The sequence below is a fragment of the Bacillus sp. FSL L8-0193 genome, assembly GCF_037976065.1.
GTDB classification, from domain to species: Bacteria; Bacillota; Bacilli; order Bacillales; family Bacillaceae; genus Bacillus; species Bacillus paralicheniformis.
On the sequence record NZ_CP150261.1, the window covers coordinates 3,479,985 to 3,498,416 of the forward strand.

An 18,432-nucleotide genomic window follows, 5' to 3' on the forward strand; every position below is an offset into this window, starting at 1 on the left:
TTGATTATGCTTTCGGTTTCACCATTTCTTCAGGTTTAACAACTTCGTCGAACTGCTCCTCTGTCAAAAGGTTCAGCTTGAGAGCCGCTTCTTTCAGCGTCAGCCCCTCTTTATGAGCCAGCTTCGCGATTTTCGCAGCATTTTCGTATCCGATATGCGGGTTTAGAGCCGTAACCAGCATGAGAGAGTTGGTCAGGTTCTTCTCAATTGTTTCCCGATTAGGTTCGATTCCTACAGCACACTTGTCATGGAATGAATTCATGCCGTCGGCAAGAAGCTGAACGGATTGGAGGAAGTTGTAAATAATCACAGGTTTAAAGACGTTCAGTTCAAAGTTCCCCTGGCTCGCGGCAAAGCCGATCGTTGCGTCATTCCCCATGATCTGGGATGCGACCATTGTCAGCGCTTCGCTTTGCGTAGGGTTTACTTTTCCAGGCATGATCGAGCTTCCCGGCTCATTTTCCGGGATAAGCAGCTCGCCGATTCCGCAGCGAGGTCCGCTCGCAAGCCATCTGACATCATTGGCGATTTTCATGAGATCTGCCGCAAGCGCTTTAAGCGCCCCATGCACGTGTGTCAGTTCATCATGGCTTGTCAGCGCATGAAACTTATTAGGCGAGCTTTTGAATGTCTGCCCGGTCAGAGCGCTGATCTCTTCGGCAACGGTGCTGCCGAATTCAGGGTGGGCATTAATGCCTGTTCCGACGGCAGTTCCGCCGATGGCAAGATCGCGGATTTTTTCAGCAGCTTCAAGAATCATCTCTTTAGAGCGGTCCAGCATGTATACCCAGCCGCTGATTTCCTGTCCCAATGTCAGCGGTGTCGCATCCTGCAAATGAGTGCGGCCGATTTTGACAATGTCTTTGAAAGCTTCAGCTTTTTCATGCAGCGTGCTTCTCAACCGGTCAATCGCCGGAATCAGTTTATCGTGAATCGCGAGGACAGCTGCCACGTGCATAGCTGTCGGGAATGTGTCGTTAGAGCTTTGGCTGCGGTTGACATCATCATTCGGGTGGATTTTCAGGCTTGATCCTTTTTCCTGCAAATAAGCCGTTCCCCTGTTTGCCACAACTTCATTCATATTCATGTTGCTCTGTGTTCCGCTGCCGGTCTGCCAGACGACCAGCGGAAAATGGCTGTCATACTTTCCTTCTAAAATATCATCGCATACGGAAACAATCGCTTCCTTTTTTTCCGCCTCAAGATTTCCAAGCTTTTCATTGGCAATCGCAGCGCTTCTTTTCAAGATTGCAAACGCATACACAATTTCCTGCGGCATTTTCTCGGAACCGATTTTAAAGTTCTCCTTGCTTCTTTGGGTTTGGGCTCCCCAAAACTTATCCGCGGGAACCTTGACTTCACCCATCGTATCTTTTTCAATTCTGTAGTCCACTTTCTTATCCCTTCCTTCTCTAATTCTGCAATATTCTATATTTCGATAAAAATCGATAAAACCCTTCCATTTAAATTTTATCTTTATTTTAATTTTAGCTCAATATAAACCCGGGTATCTTTTGCATATTTATATTTCGGATTTGTTTTACCGTATTCTTTCGATACATATGAAACCTCATAATGCTTAGAAAAAGATTGAATAATGCGTTCAATCTCCTCCGGTTTCCCCGTAAGCCTGATTTGCGCCAACTTTCTCACTCCGTCTCTGTTCAATGAAAATTTCGCCAAACACTACTGTAACACAGTATATTGTTTTTTTAACAGGAAAAGATAACCTATACAACTCCAGAAACACCAGGGCAGGTGACGATCATGACTCAATCGGAATTCAAGGAACACATCCATGAAAATCTCGCAATGCTCCTTCCCCATCTCGAGCATAACGATGATCTGATTCAAAATAAAAAAATGCTGAAAAACGGAATCATTTTTTACTTTTTGTACTTTAAAGATTTGAATGATGATAAGAAAATCCAAAAAGCGGCGAAATTGCTGGTCTCGGATGACAGCTCTTATTCACTGGAGGATGTCCGTCTCCGTTTAAATAAGCTGAATGCGGAACCCGTTACAAAAGAAAAAGACGCCATCAACGCGATATTCAAAGGAAAGTGCCTGCTCTTGATCAATGGCATGAATGTTATTTTTGCGCTGCCAACATCTGAGAAAAAGAAAAGAAGTCTTGGAGTCGTAGATACGGAAAACGTCGTCAGAGGCCCGAAAATCGGCTTTATCGAGGATGTCGATACAAATGTGGCCCTGGTCAGGCAGCGTGTCCCGGATCAAGAACTGACCGTGGAAAAAATCCCGCTCGGCAAGAGCAAGTTTAAAGACGCGACCATTCTCTATATCCAGGGCAAAGCGGACGATTCGATCATCAAAGATCTTAAAAAGCGCCTGAAAAAAGTTCAGCTGGATGATATTCAAGATACCGGCGTTCTTGAAGAATTAATCGAAGATAATAAGTACTCGCCGTTTCCGCAGATCCAGAATACCGAAAGACCTGACAAGGTTTCTTCAGCGCTGTTTAATGGACGGATCGCAATTTTTGTTGATTACTCGCCATTTGCCCTGATCGTGCCGGCTTCTTTCGGAATGGTGATGCAGTCCCCGGACGATTTTTACGAAAGATGGATCGCCACGACCTTGATCAGATTTCTTCGGTTCAGTTCGATTTTCATCACCCTGTTCCTATCGGCGTTTTATATTTCGCTTGTATCTTTTCATCAAGGCATGCTGCCGACGGCTCTCGCTGTTACGATTGCGAGCACGCGCGAAAATGTGCCGTTTCCGCCGCTCCTTGAAGCGCTGATTATGGAAGTGACGATCGAGCTCTTACGGGAAGCGGGACTGCGGCTTCCCAATCCGCTAGGCCAGACGATCGGCCTCGTGGGAGGCGTCGTCATCGGCCAGGCGGCGGTCGAAGCAAATATCGTCAGCTCTGTGATGGTGATCATCGTCAGCATTATCGCCCTTGCTTCATTTACTGTGCCGCAGTACGGCATGGGCCTGTCGTTTCGCGTGCTTCGTTTTATTTCCATGGTGGCTGCAGCCGTGTTCGGGCTTTACGGGATCATATTGTGCATGCTCGCCATCTTCACCCATTTGGTCAGGCAAAGAAGCTTCGGCATCCCGTATTTTAACCCGAACCATTTTTTCAGCTTAAAACATACGGATGAAGCCATTATTCGTCTGCCAACAAAAGCTCGGGAGGTGAACCGTAAAAATGGATCCAAAAAATCAGCACGATCGGATTAGCACGTATGAAGCCGCTTCGATCATAACCAGCACAATGCTCGGCGCAGGCCTGCTGACGCTGCCCAGGGCGCTGACGCAAAAAACGCTGTCGCCGGACGGATGGATCGTATTAATCTTTGAGGGGCTTGTCTTTTTTCTCATTATCTACATCAATGCAAAAATCGTTAAAAAACACAACGTCCTGTCTTTTTTTGATTACACAAGAGAAGGCTGCGGCTTTATAATCGGGAATATTCTCAACCTGTTAATCGTTTTATACTTCATGGGCGTGGCCAGCTTTGAAGCCAGGGCGATGGCTGAAATGGCAAAGTTTTTCCTTCTTCAGTTCACGCCGATGAGCGTGACGATTTTCGCTTTTATCGTCTGTGCAATTTATTTGGTTGTCGGGGGTATCAGCGATATGTCAAAGATATTCCCGTTCTTCCTGTCCGTTACCATTGTCATTCTTCTGATCGTCTGCGGACTGAGCCTGAATATGTTTCAGCTGAACCATTTGCGGCCGGTTCTCGGCCTTGGTTTGGAGCCGGTCAGCAGAGCTTTGACGGTCGTTTCCATTTCATTTTTAGGGGTGGAGCTGATGATGTTTCTGCCGAAATACGTCAAAAACAAAGAAAAGCTTTTTAAGGCATCGGCGATTGGATTTGGGATACCGCTCTTCTTATATATCCTCACCTTTGCGGTCGTTGTCGGGGCGCTGACCGCGACTGAGGTCATGACGTTGACATGGCCGACGATCTCGTTGTTTCAGTCTTTTGAGATAAGAGGGATTTTCATCGAAAGGTTCGAATCGTTTTTGCTCGTCATTTGGACGATCCAGTTTTTCACAACGTTTGTCGTCTATACGTACTTTGCCGCTTCAGGACTTGAAAACGTATTCGGATGGCCTGTGAAAAAAAACGTCCTCTTCATCGGCGTTGTCATCTATCTAGCATCCCTTGTCCCGCGGGACGCCAACCAGGTCAGCGCCTTCAGCGACTACCTTGGATATATCTTTATCGTTGTCTTCTGTGCACTTCCGCTTATGATCTTTTTGCTCGTGTCCATCAAAAGGAGGTTTACTTCTTCATGAAAAAAAAGGGAATGTTAGCAGCCCTTTCTCTGCTTCTCCTTTTAACAGGCTGCTGGGACAGCAGGCAGATCGAAAAGCTTAGCATCGCCATCGGCCTTGCCCTCGATAAAGGTGAAGATGATAAAAAGGTGAAATTGACGTATCAGTTTCTCGTTCCTAAAAAGATCGGACAAGACGGCAGCGCTCAGGATCCGTCTAAAGTGGTGTCCACCTCCGGAAACACGGTCCATCAAACCATCCGTTCCACCGCTTTGAAAAATTTCCCGGTATTCTCGCAGCATCTGCAAGTCCTGATTTTCTCAGAGGAGCTTGTATCCGATATTTCTCTGGAAGCATTGATCAATCAATTTATTAGGGACAACAGCATCAGAAGGAGCAGCGAGGTCTATATGACGCCCGGAGCTGCCGACAGCATACTGAAGGTTGATGGTGCAAGTGACCCTGCGTCCGACGTGATCCACAGCATCTCTGAAAACAGAGCTTCGACGATCAAGCTGCTCAAGCCCGTCACATTGAACGATATTTCGATTAAAATGCAGTCTGATTTATCTTATATCATGCCGAAGGTTGCGATCGAAAAAGGACAGCTTCAGCTTGAAGGCGGCGCCGTGATCAAAAACAACAAATACCATGCAAACCTTTCGCCGTCTCAGATCGAAGCGCTGAATTTATTAACTGGCAATGTCATCGGCGGAGTGATCGACTCAAGGCATGATGGACATTTGTTCTCGTATGAAGTGTTTTCGATGACCCACCGCGTGCGGGCGATGAGGCAGAACGGAAAGTACAAATTCGTCGTAAATGCCAATATTAAAGGAAGGCTGTCAGAGGACTGGTATCTTGGAGAGGATTCTTTTAATGACCAATATATAAAAAACATAGAGAAATCGGTTCAAAAAGACATCAAAAAGCGGGTTGAGCAGCTGATCCATGTCCTGCAGCACGATATCAAAACGGACGTCACCGATTTTTCCGACAATGCGCGGATCAATTTTCCGAAGGAGTGGGAAAAAGACAGATTCAATTGGGACAAACACTTCAGCGAAGCCTATATCGACTATCATATTAAAGCGACGATTCAGGACTTTGGAACAAAAGGTGCGACAAAAAGCAGATAGCGCCCCGTTTTTCTGATAGAATGTGTTTGAAAGGGTGATGAGCTTGAAGCGGATATTGCACATGACAGGCATTTTTTTGATTGCAGCGGCAGTCATTCTGTCCGGATTCATTATCAGTGATGTCGCCTATGATCCGTTTATGGAGGATTCGCAGTCGATGCTTTTCTTCACGATCGGCACATACCTCACCACTCCGTTTTTTTGCTTCATCGGCGGATTCATTTTGCTAGGCATCGGCAAGTTGATCGACTTGCAGGAGAAACACAATGCCATAGTGGCCGAGCGGCTCGACATCATTTGCCAAAACGGTACAGCGGGCGAACATGCACGCGAAGAAAACGAGGCCGCCCAACTTACCGCCCGCACGGTTGAAACAGATTCATTCACTCTTCCTGCAGCCGAGGATCGAAAATATTGGAACGGCTGAAAAACGGCTTTCTTGAGAAAGCTGTTTTTTGTTTGATCAGTCGACAAGTTTGTTTCGGTGGGCGTAGATTGCGGCTTGTGTCCGGTCGTCGACTTCAAGCTTGGAAAGGATGTTCGTCACATGCGTTTTAACTGTTTTAATGGTGATATATAATTCTTCGGCAATACCTTTGTTTGTCTTGCCCTCTGCTACAAGTTTGAGGATTTCCAATTCTCTTGCCGTCAGCGATTGATGAAGGGGCTGTTCGCCGGCTGAATGTCTCAGCTTGGACAACACTTTTCCTGCGACTTTGGCTTCAAGCTTTGGTTCTCCGACGCTCGCAGCCCTGATCGCATCGGCGATTTCACTCGCTTTCGACGTTTTCAGCAAATAGCTGAGCGCTCCGGCTTCGATGACCGGATAGACCTTGTCATCATCAACGAAGCTCGTCAGAACGATGATTTTCGGATCGGCAAGCTGCCGGCATATTTGTTTCGTGGCCTCAATTCCGTCCATCCCTTCCATCACAAGATCCATCAAAATCACGTCGGGTTTGGTTTCAAGCGCCAATTCAACGCCGCGCTTTCCGTCTGATGCCTCCCCAATCACTTCAATATCAGGCTGGGATTCCAGGAAAGCGGCCAGCCCCATTCTCACCATTTCATGATCATCAATTAACAATACTCGAATCACCTTTTAAGCCTCTCCTTTTTGTTGTTCAAAAATCGGAACCTTTACATCAACCTGTGTTCCTTTTCCCGTAAATGAAATGATTTCTGCCACTCCGCCGACTTCGCTGGCTCTTTCCTTGATCGAGTTCAGCCCGTACGAAGATGTTTTGACGGCATCCATCTTAAATCCTTCGCCATTGTCAATGACTTTCAACTGGAGCTGTTTGTTCCTGAGCAGCAGTCTGACGGTGACTTTTGTCGCTTTTGAATGCCGGAACACGTTTGAGAGCGCTTCTTGAACGATCCTGAACAGGTGGTCTTCCACACCTTTCGGAAGTTTGCCCGCATCCTCAATCTCCCAATCGATGTCGATCGACTGTTTCGCTTTAAATTCTTTCAAAAGGTCTGCAAGCCCTTCTTGTAGACCTTTCCCTTCAAGCGTAACAGGTCGCAAATGCAAAAGGAGCGCCCTCATTTCATTCTGGGCATCGGCCGCCATTTTTTCGACCATTTTCAGCCTTTGAGCGAGCTTTTCATCAGCCGCAGCATCGATTCCCTCCAAAACAGCTGAAGTCATCATGGAAATCGCAAACAGCTGCTGGCTCACCGCATCATGCAATTCGCGCGCGAGACGCTGCCGCTCTTCGGAGATCACCGATTTTTTCATTTGATCCTGCCATTCCGCTCTCTCATTGGACAGCTTTTGCAAAGAGGCAACCTGTCTTTCGATCCGTTCGGCCATCTCATTGAGCTGGTCGGCGGCCAGCCCGATCTCATCGTCTCCAAGCGATGGAATCCGGTAGGCAAAGTTGCCGTTTTCGTACTTTAGAATAGACTCGATCAGCTTTTCAAGCCGTTTTTTCAGCTGATTGCCGAACATATAGCCTGAGCCGAACCCGACAGCTGCGCTGATCAATGCGAGAAGCGCGATAAACGGAATCCCGAACCACCTGGAAACGATGAGCACCCTCGGATCCAGCTGGTAATAAAACAGCATAAAGCCCAATACAGCAAGAAAAATCGTAAAGCTGACACCAAGGGATAAGCGGACGGCGCGCCATTGAATGTTTGCAAGTCTGTTCGTTCTCATATGAACCGCACATCCACATCGCCGATAAACAGCGAAATCGAAATTTTGACCCGTCGTGCCGACTGCTCGTAATTCTCTGTCTCGGAATAGATTTGATTGCCGATGCCGCTTTTTCGGCCGCCGATGACGTCAATGTCTCCAACGAATGCAGAAGAGCTGATGGACACCTCAAGATCGGACGGAATGTAAATATCGACATCTCCGATCAACCCCGTAATGACGATGGTGTTTTCGCCCTCTGAAATAATCGCCTTTGACAAATCGATTTTCACGTCACCGATAAACCCGGAGATATTCAAGTCATTTAAGTCAAAAGGTGTTTTCATCAATTTTACATCACCGAAAAAGAAGCTGCGCTGGCCAGGGCTGTTCTTCTCCTGAAGCGGCTTGAAATCCGCCTTTTCCTTTCCCCTGTCTTTCGGCTTATGGCGGTCAAATACCGGCTGATTTGTCACCAGCCGGTACCCCGCATAAATTAAGAAAGCGGCAAAGAAAAAGCCGAACAGGCTGAATGTAATGCTGAAGATGTCTTTCAGCAGCAGAAAGCCTGCAAAAATATACATGACAGACCCGAGCCAGCGGCGGGAATATTTGTGGAGAAAATACCCGGCAAAAAGAAAAGCGAGCGGCCAGAATAACGCGTCTCCAAGCCCGCTGTTTTGCAAAAATATGCTGATTCCGAAGAGTACGATGATCAGTCCGATCAGCTGGTTTTTTGTAAGACGCATGCTGACTCGAGCCCCCTTTCTTCTTGTCGATTACTCAATTGAGACATTCCCGCTCGTAATTGAGATGTCGATTTTATTTTTTCCATTTCCTTTTTTTCCAGTCAGCGTCCGCTTCTCATTGGCGACTTGGTCAAATGAATAGGAATGACTGATGTTTCCGCTTGTCGACTCGGCTTCAAGACTGATGTCGGCATCATCGGGCAGGCTGAGCTTGGTGTTTCCGGATGTCTGTTTGATGCTCAGAGAATCGTTGATCTCTGTAAAGGAAGCGCGCAAATTGCCCGAAGTCTGTTTGATGCTGAGTTTGCCGGTGACATTTTCAAGTTTTGTATTACCGGATGTGGAGCGGATATCAGCAGCTGCCGTTTGAACGTTTTCCAGCCTGACCGATCCTGACGTCCCTTTTACAGAAAGGTCTTCCGCCTGAAGGTCATCGGCCTTGAGGCTGCCGCTTCCCGACTTCAAGGCTACATTTCGCAAATGCAGACCGCCGCCGGACAGTTTGACATTTCCGCTTCCCGAAGAAATCGCCAGATCTTCTTTATATTCAGAAGGAATCTTGACAATCAGCTCTTTTTTACTCCAGAAAAACGGCCAAAAGCCCTTCGAATCAGCGGAAAGCCGGAGTGTACGCCCCTGTTCAGACGAATCAAGCCGGACGTTTTTTCCCGAAATCTCAGCTTTTATATCATCGCGGTTTTCAGCTTGAATGTTGACTGTTATGCTCTTTGCATCAATGTCAATTTTATCGATGTCTTTTCCCTGTGCATGATATGTGCGGGCTGACTCGTCATCGAAGCCGAAGAATGAAAAGCCTTCGCGCCCATTCAACATCATCCCGACAAGGATAAGAATGCCGGCGATAATCAGCAGTTTTCCAACCGTTTTTTTCATTTGGATTACCCTTTCGGCTAGTAAGTGTATGCTCCTTATTATAAGGAAAATGATCTATGAAAGAAATCAAAAATTGCATAAGGGGCCTATGAGAGCCCCTATTCGTTTACGCATTTCCCGCAGGCGTCTGCTTTTCCAAGCCTGTCTTTTTAGCCCTCATTTTTTCCAGCTCTTCTTCTACCTCTTTTGCATATTCAAGGCGGCCGAATGGGCTGCTTGATGAAGCGGATAATTCAGCATAACTGTTCGCCTTTGTTTCCATCTCTTCAATGCGGTTTTCCATTCTCATAAATTCCCGGTAGGCGCTTTCGCTGTCGATTTTATTAAATGATGCATTCATATGTTCTTTCGCTTTTACCGCGTTTGCCCTGGCGATCAGCGCATGCTTGCGGTCTTTGACATCGCGCAGTTTAATTTCGAGTGTCTCAAGCTGTTCCTTTAATTCGGCAAGCTGCTTTTTCGCGTGCTGGTGAGCGTCCTTATATTCGGCAGCTTTTTCTTCAAAATACTTCATTTCTGAGAGCGCCTTTTTAGCAAGTTCTTCTTCACCCGCATCAAAAGCGAGCTGAGCCTGGTTTCTTCGCTTGACAGCAAGCTTTTCGGCTTCTTCCACTTTTCCTTTAAAACTATGTTCAATTGTCTGCTGCTTGACAATGGTATGCTTCGCCTTAGCGATATCACTTTCCATGTCGCGTACGTATTGATTCAGCATCACCCGGGGGTTCTCAAGTTTATCCAATCCTTCATTTACTGATGCGACAAACATGTCTCTGATTCTTTTTAAAGCCATGATCTCGTCCTCCTAAAATATTATTTATTCTTTTTCAAAAAGTCTTCCCACTCTGCATCAAAGCCTGTGTCATATGAAGCTGCAGAAGGCTCCGTTTTCTCTGAATAAAGGATGTCATTCTGTTTGTCATCCTGCTTCATCATTTTCCATCCGAAATAAACCATCGCTGCAGCAACCGCGATGCCGATCAGAAACGGCAATGACCCTCCCAAAAACATGATGCCGAAGATCGCGGCCAGTACCGCGGCAAACTGGCGTCCTTCCTTCCATTTTTTCACGGAATAGAATAGAAGCAATGCTCCAATAGCACCTGTAACCAATCCGCCGAAATGGCCTCCGCCGAAGAACAGGGAGACGCCAAAAAGGATTAGAAAAAAGCCGATGATGGACTTCCCATTTATATTCATATTTGCTCCTCCTTTCTCGTTCATGTCTTTACTATAGTCAATTTCAGGCTTCGACAAAACGAGTCACAGATTGATTTTGCCGTACGACCAGGGTCGTATGGCACATCGGACCCGCTCGCATAAAAAGACCGCTCATCTCAGCGAGAGAGCGGTCTTTCTGCAGGTTGCCTTGCTATGATTCAACTTTAGGATTCCAGCCGTCCAATACGTTTTCAATTGTCCATTTCTCAGCCTCATGATCGGCAAGCTGCCTTCGGGCCTCATGCGAAATCGCACCCGGACCCGTATTCCCGTATTCGTACAATCTGGCATCGGCCGCAGAAAAGCCCGACATATCCGTCCATCCTTCAGGCTTGATGTGTGCGCCTAAATCGCAGCGGTGATATAGCACACTGGCGATGGCGTCGGGGTCTCCTCCCGGATGCCATGGGCGCCCGAGGTATACCGTTCCATCTGCGGCATCGCTTGTCACTCTGCAGTTTGTTATCAATAAACCGAACGGCTTTGCGATATGCGTGCTCGCAGCTGTCACATAACCGTTGTTTGTAGCGGACCCGCGGTCAGCGCTATGGATCTGGCACTCTTCAAACACAGCTCTTGCTCCTCCGAAAATGAAATCGACATCGCCTTCTATATAGCATTGATAAAAATATTGTGTACCGTCATTGACAAACAGTGTATCTTGTCTGCCTATAAACCTGACATATTTGAACGTCATCCTGTTTCCTTTCGCATAAACCGCCACCGCTTGCGTATCGGTCGTGTCGACTTTCGTGCGGTCGAACGAGTTTTCAAACGTCAAATTTTCGGCTTCAACATGATCCGCATAAATAAACACGCTTGAACTTCCGGTCGTGCCGTATTTCCCTCCTCCTTCCTTTTCTTTTCCGGCATAGTTGTCATACGTAATCACAGTCTCGTAACGATTTTCGCCGATCAGCTTCACAAACGGCTTTGTAGCCGGAATATGAACGACTTCTTTGTAAACTCCTTTTTTAATGAATATCACTTTCTGTTCCCGACTGTACTCAGGCAAAGCATCGATCGCCTCTTGAACGGTTTGAAATTCGCCGTCTCCATCCTTCGAAACCGTCAGCCGTATAGCAGCTGCCTCCCGATTAACCACTTGAACACTCCCTCTCTTTGAAATCGCTTACTTAAAGTTTACGACAAAAAGCCGTTTTCCCCTGCCGGAAAACGGCTTGATTTGATCAATCGGCCCGTTTCTGTTAGATAACGATTGGCGGATGGCTCATTCATGATTTTTTCTTTGTCCGGAATACATCAGCGCTTCGTTCATATTCGACATCCACTTCCCCGAGACGGTGATTGACAATGCGCGCCGCCGCAAATAAATAATCGGACAGCCGGTTGACGTATGGCAGCGCAAGCGGCGGAATGTCTTCTTCTTTGGCCAAAGCGACAATCTTTCGTTCAGCTCTTCTGATGACCGTTCTCGCCGCATGCAAAAATGATGCCGTTTCTGTTCCGCCCGGAAGAATAAACTTGGTCAGCCGCGGCGCTTCCTCGACATAGGCATCAATTCGTTCTTCAAGCATGGTGATTGATTCAGTCTTGAGCTTGCCTTCTTCCTGAACATTGACATACGCCAAATCAGTGCCGCAGTCGAACAGCTCATGCTGGATGGCGGTCAACTCTGACAGAACATCTTGAAACAGCGCTTCTTCTGCTTTTAAATAAGACTGAGCCAGCCCGATGAAACTGTTTGCTTCATCCAATGTGCCGTACGCTTCCACTCTAAGATGATCTTTATCCGCCTTTCCGCCAATTAAACTCGTTTTTCCCTTATCGCCTGTTTTTGTGTATAGTTTCATTTCATTCTCCCTTCTTTATTACTTGTTTCTATAGTATACCCTGTTTCTAACTACTGCAGGAATTGTTCCATTATGAAACAAAAAAACGAATAGCAATCATCAAAATAAAGTTTTGTTGAATAAAGAAACACTCAATTTTATAATAGACATGAAAACGGTTTTATTCAAAGACAGGTGGGATGAGGATGGAATTGAATCAGCAAACGGCGATTATTACCGGTGCAAGCCGCGGCATCGGCAAAGCTGTTGCAGAGACGCTTGCGGATAAAGGGGCAAATGTCGTCATCAACGGGACAAACGAAGAATTGCTCAAGTCCCTGTGCACACAATTGAATACTGAGAGAAAGCGCGCTTCTTATGTTGCAGGTGATGCCAGTTTGCCAGAAACAGCCTCGCTTCTCATAGCTGAAGCAAAACAGCAGTTTGGGCGGATCGATATTTTGGTCAACAATGCGGGCATTAATTTGCGGAAAACGACCATTGATACATCGCTTGAAGAGTGGAAAAGAGTGATAGATTTAAATTTAACCGGCACCTTTCTCATGTGTCAGGCTGTCATCCCGGAGATGATCATGCAGGGCGGCGGAAAAATTGTAAACATGAGCTCAACGACGAGCAAAACACCGCATCACAATGCCTCTCCTGCTTACGGTGCATCGAAAGCAGGCATCAACTATTTAACGATGCATTTGGCAAAGGAGCTCGCTGCACACCGCATTTATGTCAACGCCGTCTGCCCGGGACCGATTGAAACGGATATGAGCAAGCAGTGGAGCGAGGAGTATCGCGCAGCTGTCATGGAGCGGATTCCGCTGAAAATGATCGGCTCACCCGAGCATGTCGCAAACGTTGTCGCCTTCCTAGCCTCTGATCAATCTGATTTTATAACGGGCGAAACCATTAATATTAACGGCGGCACCTACATGAACTAAAAAGAAGAGCCTCCTTAACTGGAAGGCTCTTCTTTTATATATATGCCGCTCAAGCGTACCGGACGGACAGCACGATTGCTTGTCTCACTGCTTCTTCTAAACTCGCAGGATCAGCTTTGCCGGTTCCCTCATTATCAAAGGCTGTTCCATGGTCAACACTCGTACGGATCATCGGCAGGCCGACTGTAATGCTCACACCGGCTTTAAGGCCAAGCGGACCGAATGCCTGCGTTCAACGCTAGGAACAATTTTCTCTTCTCCTTCTCCATGTCCAAACAAACCATTCTCACTGCCATGGGGGGTAATACCGCATACGGCGATTTTCGGCTGCGGAATGCCTGCGCGAATGAGCGTGTCATACGCCAATTGAATTGTCGTGTACACCCGTTTCACATCACGAGGGAGTCCCTTCAAACGATTGGGACAGCCTCTCGAACTTAAATCATAAATGATATACCCTTCATTCCATCAAGTGCCGCGCGCTCAAACGGCTTTATTCTTGGCTGGCAAAGGCCCATGTTTGCGGAACACGTACATATTTAATCGCCTGACGGTAGTACGTAAAGGCAATATGCAGATCACCGTCTTTCCCCTGCTTGATCGACGGATAGGAAAATTCGCGGTTGAGCTTGTCTTTTGAGTTGTTCGTCATCGCATAACCATCGCCGACTTCGATGTTTCTTTTGACAGGCCATGTGATGCCGCCGTCCTGTGAAAGGGCCAATGTCATCGGCGCCCTCGGAGCTCCCCAGAAGGCAGGTCGCGCTTCTGTGTCAACACCTGTTTTTGTATCATCCTCATCCTCAATTTCATCGTATAAAGATGCTCTTCTTTCGGTCGTTTCATTCGCATTCATATGATTGTATACGAGAGCAAGCGTCCCATCTTGAAGCGCTGTAAATTGAATGGAGGAGTTGTTGTTCGGCAGCTCCGTCGGCTCAGGCTCTGACCAGGTGCGGCCGTTATCAATAGAGCGGCTCAAATAAATCGAGTCTGCAAAACGGCTTCTAAACAGCGCAAGCAATGTGCCGTCGCGCAGTTTTTCAATATTCATATGAACACAGCCCGTACTGCCCGGCACCTTCACTTCCTCCCACGTCTTGCCTTTATCAGACGAAATTTTCACCGCGCTGATGTCACGGTTTCCAGTCCATTTCACGCCCGGCAAGGTGATGCAGTAAAAGACAGGCAGCAGCCAATCGCCGTTATCCAGAACAATGAGCGGCTGGCGGATAAAAGTCCCGGCTTCGGCAAACAATGTGTCAATCTTACTCCATGTCCGGCCTCTATCGTCTGAAGTCCGGTATCTGACAATCGCTGTATCCTGATTGCCGGAAAGCTGTGCCGTATACATAAGCCAAAGCCGGCCGTCAGGCTCTTGAAAAAGCACAGGATTTTGTTCGGAGCGGGAAGGATCATCTGACAGCTTTTCTGCCTGTGTCCACTCATCGCTTCCTCTTTCAAGCCTTGACATGTAAATCGATATATCAGGGATGCCTTCCTGCGTTCCCCCAAACCAGACGCACAACAGATCACCATTATCCAGCTCCAGCAGGTTGGCTGCATGGTTTTGCGGGCAGTCTGTCGGCAAAAACGCATCCTTTCTGGCCGGGTCAGTTTTATTTTCTCTGATGCGCCCATCTATCGGCAGGGAAGTTTCACTTTGTTTCATCACAATTCCTCCTCCACATTTGACTCTTTTTTCGCAGGCGAGCTGATCAGACGGTCTAATACGAGCACAATAAACGGGACAATGATGGCGATGTACATGTTATCGATGCCAAACGGATTGTCCAGCAAATACCATACCGTCGTCGTAATACCTGAAAGCGTCAGACCAATTGTTGCTCCGCGGTTTGAATTGAAATATGGCAAATAAAAGCCCATCGCCGCCACAACGGCAATTGATGTCCGAAGCGCCCTCGTAAAGAAAGAAAGCGTTAACAATTCAGGCGCCAGCGCAACGCCGAGCAGCGGAATAAAACCGATGATAATCGAAACATATCTCGTGATTTTCATGCGCTGTTCCGGTGTCGGGTTTGCTTTCGGCACATAAAAATCATCAATGATCAGCGTCGTTGTCGCCAGCGCAACCGTCGAAACGCCGACGAAAATAGACGCCACAAGGGATGTCGCCACAACCGCGCTCAGCACAGGATTCATGTGCTGCATAAACACCGGGAATGCGTAAATTGGATCAATATCCGGGTACAAATACCGTGCAGCAACGCCGATGACTCCAATGGCAATCGCAAGCGGCAGACAAAGCAGCGCTGCATACAGCGTCGACTTCTTTGCATCTTTCTCACTTTTCGATGATGTAATAGCCTGTATAATAAACTGAGTCGCGAAAATCGCCCCCATGTTGCCGATAAACCAGGCGCCGATTGTCCCCCATCCGATGCTGCCGTCCCAAGTGAAGAAATGCTCCGGCAACTGCTGCGTCATCGGCTCCCAGCCTTTTGTCAAATAGAGGGCAACCCCTAAAGTGATCAGAACCCCAGCATATTTAACAAGAGAATGCAAAATCGTCACCCAGGCAACGCCCTTCATTCCGCCAAACGTAAAATAAAAGGTGCTGACAATCGCTGTAATGATCGCACACGTCATCAGCGGCAAACCTAAAATAGACGAAATTGCCGCCGATCCGCTTAAATAGTTTCCAAGATTCACAAGTAAAAGGGCTACAATCATAATGATAGAAACGACTAGCTTGGTCGAACGGCCAAACTTTTCACTAATAATGCCGGAGATCGTATATTGGCCTGTTTTATAAAATTTCCCGGCTAAGAAGTAGGAAAAAATAAAAAATGCAATCGAGACCGTTACAATCGACCATGAAGCCGCCAAACCATGTGTATAAGCTGATTCAGCGGTCCCAATTGTCGATTTGGTGCCGATGAATTCACTCATCAGCAGAATGCCGACAACAATCGCCGGCAGCGTTTTGGCAGCATTGTTGAATTCCGAACTTGATTTACTGCGAAACCGCATCGTCAGCCACGTCGTAAAAAGAATGTAAACCACAATCACTGCCAAAATAAACGTTATGATCGAACCGCTTAAGACATCCACCCAAACTCCCCCTTTGTTTGTGAGCCATATACAGGCTCATGGTGAAAACCATGTACAGATCCCGGCACCTACATATCCAGCAATTTCAAATAGACGGCTTCAATCTCCGCAATGGACATCGGCTTTGGATTGTTATCCATGAGCCGTTTGACGTCGGCTGCCGCCTCTGCAAGCGATGGAACATCCTCTTTTGATACCCCGAATGTCTTTAAATTTTGCGGAATGTTCAAATCAGCGGTCCACTCTTCAATTTTCCGTATGACCCGCTCTGCTTGACTTGCCTTCGAACCCTTTGGTTCAATTCCAATCACGCCAGCCACATCCGAAAGACGGTCAATCACATGATCCGCATTGAAGGCCGTTACATGCGGAAGCAGCATTGAATTGGCCACCCCGTGCGAAATTTTGTATTTTCCCCCGAGCGGGTAAGCCATCGCATGAACCGCCGCTGTTCCTGCGCTTGTCAAGGCCATTCCGCCATACATGGCGCCAATGAGCATTTTTTCTCTCGCTTCCAGATTATCTCCATGATGGTAGGCCTCCTGAATACTGGAGGAAATCAGTCTCATAGATTCAAGCGCAAACATGTCGCTGAATGGGTTTGCTTTGTTGGAAATATAGGATTCGAGTGCGTGTGTAAATGCATCCATTCCAGTTGCAGCTGTGATCGCTTTTGGAAGACCGGTCGTCAAAACCGGATCTAAAATCACAACCGACGGCAGCAGATAGGGAATGACCATACCAATCTTTAATTCTTTCTCCGGGAACGTCACAATCGCATTCGGCGTCACCTCTGACCCTGTTCCGGATGTTGTCGGAATCAGCACAAGCGGAACGCCGGGCTTTTCAACAAGATTCGTGCCAATCAAAGCAGAAATCGGTTTTTCATTTGTTTTCAGAACAGAGAGGATTTTAGCCGCATCTAGCACACTGCCTCCGCCAATTCCTAGAATCGCGTCATGGCCTCCTTCAGAAAAAAGCTGAAAAACCTCTTCGATATTTTGTTCCGTCGGCTCCGGCTGTATATCGGTGTTAATTTCACTTGAGATGCCTTTTTCGGCCAGCACCTCTTTCATTTGGTCTGCATAGCCGAGAGAAACGATCGACGGCTGAGTTAAAATAAACACCGAACGAATCTGATTCAAGCCGGTCTGATCTAAGTGATCGCCAAGCAAATTGAGTGAATGTGCACCAGCCTCAATTCGGGCGGCCGTTTGAAAATGATAAAGCGTCTTCATAACCTCACTGCTCCTTTGCCATTTTTACTTCAATTCCGTAGCCTTCGAGCATCTTTTTTACTTTTAGCAGCGGCTCTCCCGACAGCTCTGCAATCGGACTTTTAGGCGGCCCGACGGCAATGCCGGCAAGCTCTGCTGCTTTTTTTAGCGGTGCCGGCAGTGAACCGAGTGAAAACGTATCACGAAGCGGTTGCAGCTGCTGTTGATAGCGCTCGCTCTCTTCAATGTTTCCTTGTTTAAAAGATTCATAGATTGAAACAACGGTTTGCGGAAGCACATTGGCTGTGGCAGCTACAGCACCTGTTCCACCCGCCTTCAATGTGTCTAAAATCAATGAATCAGTTCCTGCCAGGACGGAAAAGGACTGTTCTTTTGTACGCTCAAGATACGCCTTAATATTGGCGAAGCTGCCGCTGCTGTCCTTAATGCCGATAATGTTCGGCAATGCCGCAAGCCTTTCAACCGTTTCGGGCTCCAATGATACGCCTGTTCTCGACGGAATGTTGTAGAGCAGGACAGGAAGCGTGACATTTTCAGAGACCGTGCGGAAGTGCTGATACAATTCCTCCTGCGAAGGTGCGACAAAGTATGGCGTAATAATCGAAAGAACATCCGCTCCGATATCCGCCATTTGATTGGATAAGGAAATGGTCGCCTCAGTACTGTTTTCTCCTGCCCCGATGAAAACAGGCACTCGTTTATTAACCGCTTTTACAACTGTTTCAGCAATTTGAAGCTTTTCCTCTTGCGAGAATAAATGAAATTCGCCATTTGTCCCTAAAGCAAAAATGCCATGGACGCCTGAATCAATAAGATCATTCACCAGCTTTTCGGCTGCGCCCGCATGAAAAGCCTGTTCTTTTGTAAGCGGTGTCAGTATGGCAGGGATAATCCCCTCTACTTTCAAGTGATCTCGCCTCCTCTGTTGCATTTTTAAACATTTAAATAGTAAAACGCTTTCACAAATTT

19 protein-coding genes and 1 pseudogene are annotated in these 18,432 nt (G+C 47.2%); 5 read left to right on the plus strand and 15 right to left on the minus strand.

The genetic code is table 11. From position 1 onward, the window contains the following. Positions 1-4: 4 nt before the first annotated feature. Complete coding sequence (gene fumC, locus MHH76_RS17575; RefSeq protein WP_003185111.1) at positions 5-1,393, minus strand: class II fumarate hydratase; 1,389 nt, start codon at positions 1,391-1,393, stop codon at positions 5-7. 83 nt (positions 1,394-1,476) lie between these two features. Then, positions 1,477-1,644 carry a YvzF family protein gene (locus tag MHH76_RS17580; RefSeq protein WP_003185114.1) on the minus strand — a complete coding sequence of 56 codons (168 nt, stop codon included), beginning with the start codon at positions 1,642-1,644 and terminating at the stop codon, positions 1,477-1,479. Between the two features lie 123 nt (positions 1,645-1,767). On the opposite strand from MHH76_RS17580, the gene MHH76_RS17585 reads away from it, so the two are divergent. From MHH76_RS17585 to MHH76_RS17600, 4 genes are read left to right on the plus strand one after another with little or no spacing between them, the layout of a single operon-like run. Next, entirely contained in the window at positions 1,768-3,210 is a 1,443-nt protein-coding gene (locus MHH76_RS17585; protein WP_025809849.1) for a spore germination protein, read from the plus strand. Then, positions 3,179-4,279: an endospore germination permease gene (locus MHH76_RS17590; protein ID WP_003185118.1), complete on the plus strand. Its 1,101-nt coding sequence runs from the start codon at positions 3,179-3,181 to the stop codon at positions 4,277-4,279. Before MHH76_RS17585 ends, MHH76_RS17590 begins: the two co-directional genes overlap by 32 nt. Continuing rightward, positions 4,276-5,397, plus strand: a complete 1,122-nt coding sequence (locus tag MHH76_RS17595) for a Ger(x)C family spore germination protein (protein WP_020452900.1) — start codon at positions 4,276-4,278, stop codon at positions 5,395-5,397. The genes MHH76_RS17590 and MHH76_RS17595 overlap by 4 nt, the downstream gene beginning before the upstream one ends. Positions 5,398-5,434: 37 nt before the next feature. Next, positions 5,435-5,824, plus strand: a complete 390-nt coding sequence (locus MHH76_RS17600; RefSeq protein ID WP_223254851.1) for a hypothetical protein — start codon at positions 5,435-5,437, stop codon at positions 5,822-5,824. A 36-nt stretch (positions 5,825-5,860) separates the two neighbouring features. Here the strand turns inward: MHH76_RS17600 and MHH76_RS17605 are convergent, their stop codons facing one another. The 8 genes from MHH76_RS17605 to MHH76_RS17640 form a co-directional block, all read right to left on the minus strand. Beyond that, the gene (locus MHH76_RS17605) at positions 5,861-6,496 is read right to left on the minus strand and encodes a response regulator transcription factor (RefSeq protein ID WP_003185124.1); all 636 of its coding nucleotides are present in this window, start codon (positions 6,494-6,496) and stop codon (positions 5,861-5,863) included. Positions 6,497-6,499: 3 nt separating this feature from the next. Further along, positions 6,500-7,564, minus strand: a complete 1,065-nt coding sequence (gene liaS, locus MHH76_RS17610; RefSeq protein WP_020452901.1) for a two-component system sensor histidine kinase LiaS — start codon at positions 7,562-7,564, stop codon at positions 6,500-6,502. Further along, positions 7,561-8,292, minus strand: a complete 732-nt coding sequence (liaF, locus tag MHH76_RS17615) for a cell wall-active antibiotics response protein LiaF (RefSeq protein WP_003185130.1) — start codon at positions 8,290-8,292, stop codon at positions 7,561-7,563. The genes liaS and liaF overlap by 4 nt, the downstream gene beginning before the upstream one ends. 30 nt (positions 8,293-8,322) lie before the next feature. Beyond that, entirely contained in the window at positions 8,323-9,186 is an 864-nt protein-coding gene (locus MHH76_RS17620; protein WP_025809852.1) for a DUF4097 domain-containing protein, read from the minus strand. A 106-nt stretch (positions 9,187-9,292) separates the two neighbouring features. After that, the gene (locus MHH76_RS17625) at positions 9,293-9,976 is read right to left on the minus strand and encodes a PspA/IM30 family protein (RefSeq protein WP_023856235.1); all 684 of its coding nucleotides are present in this window, start codon (positions 9,974-9,976) and stop codon (positions 9,293-9,295) included. A 20-nt stretch (positions 9,977-9,996) separates the two neighbouring features. Beyond that, positions 9,997-10,383, minus strand: coding sequence for a protein liaI (locus MHH76_RS17630; protein ID WP_023856236.1), 387 nt, complete (start codon positions 10,381-10,383; stop codon positions 9,997-9,999). A 172-nt stretch (positions 10,384-10,555) separates the two neighbouring features. Then, complete coding sequence (locus tag MHH76_RS17635) at positions 10,556-11,509, minus strand: pectinesterase family protein (RefSeq protein WP_003185134.1); 954 nt, start codon at positions 11,507-11,509, stop codon at positions 10,556-10,558. 130 nt (positions 11,510-11,639) lie between these two features. Further along, positions 11,640-12,218 (minus strand): cob(I)yrinic acid a,c-diamide adenosyltransferase, encoded by a 579-nt coding sequence (locus MHH76_RS17640; protein ID WP_020452902.1) that lies wholly within the window; start codon positions 12,216-12,218, stop codon positions 11,640-11,642. A gap of 185 nt (positions 12,219-12,403) precedes the next feature. Between MHH76_RS17640 and MHH76_RS17645 the strand changes: the two genes are divergently transcribed. Beyond that, the gene (locus MHH76_RS17645; protein ID WP_020452903.1) at positions 12,404-13,150 is read left to right on the plus strand and encodes an SDR family NAD(P)-dependent oxidoreductase; all 747 of its coding nucleotides are present in this window, start codon (positions 12,404-12,406) and stop codon (positions 13,148-13,150) included. Positions 13,151-13,199: 49 nt separating this feature from the next. Here MHH76_RS17645 and MHH76_RS17650 read toward each other — a convergent pair. The 5 genes and pseudogenes from MHH76_RS17650 to dapA form a co-directional block, all read right to left on the minus strand. Beyond that, positions 13,200-13,540, minus strand: a pseudogene (locus MHH76_RS17650) (4-hydroxythreonine-4-phosphate dehydrogenase PdxA); the annotation flags it as partial. Positions 13,541-13,643: 103 nt separating this feature from the next. Continuing rightward, positions 13,644-14,822, minus strand: coding sequence for an exo-alpha-sialidase (locus MHH76_RS17655; RefSeq protein WP_043054464.1), 1,179 nt, complete (start codon positions 14,820-14,822; stop codon positions 13,644-13,646). Further along, the gene (locus MHH76_RS17660) at positions 14,822-16,225 is read right to left on the minus strand and encodes a sodium:solute symporter family protein (protein ID WP_025809865.1); all 1,404 of its coding nucleotides are present in this window, start codon (positions 16,223-16,225) and stop codon (positions 14,822-14,824) included. Before MHH76_RS17660 ends, MHH76_RS17655 begins: the two co-directional genes overlap by 1 nt. Before the next feature lie 68 nt (positions 16,226-16,293). Next, positions 16,294-17,463, minus strand: coding sequence for an iron-containing alcohol dehydrogenase (locus tag MHH76_RS17665; protein ID WP_020452907.1), 1,170 nt, complete (start codon positions 17,461-17,463; stop codon positions 16,294-16,296). Between the two features lie 4 nt (positions 17,464-17,467). Next, positions 17,468-18,370, minus strand: a complete 903-nt coding sequence (dapA, locus tag MHH76_RS17670) for a 4-hydroxy-tetrahydrodipicolinate synthase (protein WP_020452908.1) — start codon at positions 18,368-18,370, stop codon at positions 17,468-17,470. Between the last annotated feature and the right edge of the window lie 62 nt (positions 18,371-18,432).